This is a genomic window from Pseudomonas sp. TMW22090 (genome assembly GCF_022496665.1).
GTDB lineage: Bacteria > Pseudomonadota > Gammaproteobacteria > Pseudomonadales > Pseudomonadaceae > Aquipseudomonas > Aquipseudomonas gregormendelii.
The window spans coordinates 1-1627 of record NZ_SCFH01000025.1; the positions used below are offsets into that span (position 1 = coordinate 1).

Genomic DNA, 1627 nt, shown 5'->3' on the forward strand with positions numbered 1-1627 from the left:
GTGAGGACGCTGCCGGTCACGGCAGTGTCTTCAAGTGTGGAGACCGTTTCGCTGGCATCGGTGAAGCTGTCATCAACCGGGGTGACGCTGATGTTCAGGGTCGAGGTGACGTCAGAGCCAGAGCCGTCAGTGACGGTGTAGCTGACCACTGGCACGCTGCCGTTGTAGTTGGCGGCTGGGGTGAAGGTGTACGCCCCGTTTGCCCCGATTACCAAGGTGCCGACATTGGCGATGGTCGCCGTACTGCCGGCGGTGTAAGTGCTCGTGCCGATGGTGAAGTTGACCACAGTCACATCGCCGTCGACGCTTGAGGTACCAGTGAGGACGCTGCCGGTCACGGCAGTGTCTTCCAGGGTGGAGACCGTTTCGCTGGCATCGGTGAAGCTGTCGTCGACCGGTGTGACGCTGATGTTCAGGGTCGAGGTGACGTCAGAGCCAGAGCCGTCGGTAACGGTGTAGCTGACTGTTGGCACTGTGCCGTTGTAGTTGGCAGCTGGGGTGAAGGTGTAAGCCCCGTTCGCGCCGATCACCAGGGTGCCGACATTGGCGATGGTCGCCGTTGTGCCAGCGGCGTAGGTGGTTTCGCCGATGGTGAAGTTGAGCACGCTGACCGGGCCGTCGACGCTGGAAGTCCCGGTCAGCACGCTGCCGGAAACTGGTGCATCTTCGGTGGTGGTTACGGTTTCGCCGAGGTCGGTGAAGCTGTCATCGACCGGGGTGACGCTGATGTTCAGGGTCGAAGTGACATTGCTACCGGAACCGTCGGTGACGGTGTAGCTGACCACTGGAACGCTGCCGTTGTAGTTGGCGGCCGGAGTAAAGGTGTACGCCCCGTTCGCGCCGATCACCAGGGTGCCGACATTGGCGATAGTCGCGGTGCTACCGGCGGTGTAGGTGTTCGCACCGATGGTGAAGTTGACCACGGTCACGTCGCCGTCGACGCTCGAGGTACCCGTGAGGACGCTGCCGGTCACGGCAGTGTCTTCCAGGGTGGACACGGTTTCGCTGGCATCGGTGAAGCTGTCATCAACCGGGGTGACGCTGATGTTCAGGATCGAGGTGACATTGCTACCGGAGCCGTCAGTGACGGTGTAGCTGACCACTGGCACGCTGCCGTTGTAGTTGGCAGCTGGGGTGAAGGTGTACGCCCCGTTCGCGCCGATCACCAGGGTGCCTACGTTGGCGATGGTCGCCGTTGTGCCAGCGGCGTAGGTGGTTTCGCCGATGGTGAAGTTGAGCACGCTGACAGGGCCGTCGACGCTGGAAGTTCCGGTCAGCACGCTGCCGGAGACGGGGGCATCTTCGGTGGTGGTTACGGTTTCGCCGAGATCGGTGAAGCTGTCATCGACCGGGGTGACGCTGATGTTCAGGGTCGAAGTGACATTGCTACCGGAGCCGTCGGTGACGGTGTAGCTGACCACTGGCACTGTGCCGTTGTAGTTGGCGGCCGGAGTAAAGGTGTAGGCGCCATTGGCCGCAATGACCAGGGTGCCGACATTGGCGATAGTCGCGGTGCTACCGGCGGTGTAGGTGTTCGCACCGATGGTGAAGTTGACCACGGTCACGTCGCCGTCGACGCTCGAGGTACCCGTGAGGACGCTGCCGGTCACGGCAGTGTCTTCCAGGG

Annotated in this window: 1 protein-coding gene; it reads right to left on the bottom strand. The window is 62.3% G+C overall.

Features of this window, described 5'->3' with window-relative positions:
- Window positions 1-1610, bottom strand: a 1610-nt coding sequence (locus EQV97_RS28815) for a cadherin-like domain-containing protein (protein WP_240890571.1), incomplete at its 3' end; no start/stop codon positions are given.
- Between the last annotated feature and the right edge of the window lie 17 nt (window positions 1611-1627).